Annotated in this window: 2 protein-coding genes; both read left to right on the top strand. The window is 59.5% G+C overall.

What is annotated here, in order from left to right; translation table 11 throughout:
• Positions 1 to 1,220: hypothetical protein (locus tag NW829_RS10565; RefSeq protein WP_414417038.1), on the top strand; the 1,220-nt coding region annotated here is incomplete at its 5' end.
• Positions 1,221 to 1,226: 6 nt separating this feature from the next.
• Positions 1,227 to 1,426: hypothetical protein (locus tag NW829_RS10570; protein WP_414417039.1), on the top strand; the 200-nt coding region annotated here is incomplete at its 3' end.

Here is a 1,426-nt window from a genome sequence, read left to right on the forward strand (position 1 = left end):
TGTTTGGAGAGCCGGTTATCTTCCACTGCCATCACTACAACCTATTCCTGCAGCAGACTATTGAAGATCCCGACTGGATCGATGGAGTAGGGATCCTGCGCACGGCAGCCCAGGAGATCTTTTACAGTCTTCTGTACGGAGCTTTCAAGGCTCTTGGCATTCAGGAGACCCAAGAGCGCCTGGCAGTGGCAGCTCAGATCTTCAGTTTTTTAGGATTTGGGCGGCTGGCGTTTGAGGTGACACCTTCAGGCGGGGAAGTGCAGCTTACCCATTCTCACTACGCAGAAGGCTGGCTGAGCAAGTACGGGGATCAGGTCAACCGCACACGTCCCATTGACCACTTGGCGGTGGGCTATGTGGCGGCAGCTCTGGATGCCACGTTTGGCGAGCTGGGGAGCTACACGGCAGAAGAAACGGAGTGCATGGCCGTTACCCGTAAGGATCACTGTGTAATCCAGGTTACTCGGCTGCCGCGGCCCCAGTTGTTGACTCCCAGTCCAGGGATGGGCAAGTTGATCGAGCAGCCGCTCCAGTTCCCCCGGCCCACAACAGCAGTGGACTATGACGCGGTCAACGAAGCTCTGTGGGGCTTGCCTTTGGCCGGAGATGAGCGGGGGCAAATTCGCGCGTTTAACGTGTTGCTAACGCGCATGCCTGCCAACTACTACAACCGCATTCAGTATCGCTTTTTACAGGAGCTGAAGGCGGTGCAGGCTGAGCTGATGGGGGTGGGGGAAGCTCTCATCCGCGAGTCGGGGCATGTCTGTGTGTTCTACACCTTCGGCAACATCATGGAATCGGTGGAGTGGGAAACCCTGGTGGGGCCGATGCTGGAGAAGGACACCGACTGGATCCACGGCGGCTATGCGGTGGCCAGCAGCCTGGGGTGGGGTCGCTGGCAGGCTTTGGAGGTGGTGAGCGGCCAGTCTTGCCGGGTGGCCATTGACGGCAACTACGAAGCCAACTACTTTTTGGCTTCCTACCCACGGGCAGAAGATCCCGCCTGCTACTTTGCCCAAGGGGCGGTGCCGGCGATGATGAATCTGGTCTACAACGGCAACATCCAGCAGAAGCCGGTTTTGGATCAAGTCTTCTACAACCGCCTCTTCCAGCGGGGTGGGCTCTTCCACGGCCAGGAGACCAAGGCTAGAGAGAAAGGGGATCCCTGGTGCGAGTTTTACGCCGCTCGCGTCAGCGGGACGGAGTCCTTGCGGATGTAGGGATCCATGCAGGTGCGTATCCTCAGGCGGCGGGAGTGTGGGGCTGGGTGGGCCACCGACCTGCTGCTGCCACGTTGCCTTGTCTGGTCAGAGGTAGAGGCTCTGGCCCAGGAATGGGGAGCCGCTTGTCGCTGTTTTCAAGGGCAACTGGTGTGGCTGGATCTGCCCTCAGGCCGGATTACGGCTTCACTGCGGGTGCCCCGCCT

The sequence above is a fragment of the Synechococcus sp. R55.8 genome (assembly GCF_047461895.1).
In the GTDB taxonomy this organism is placed as follows: Bacteria; Cyanobacteriota; Cyanobacteriia; order Thermostichales; family Thermostichaceae; genus Thermostichus.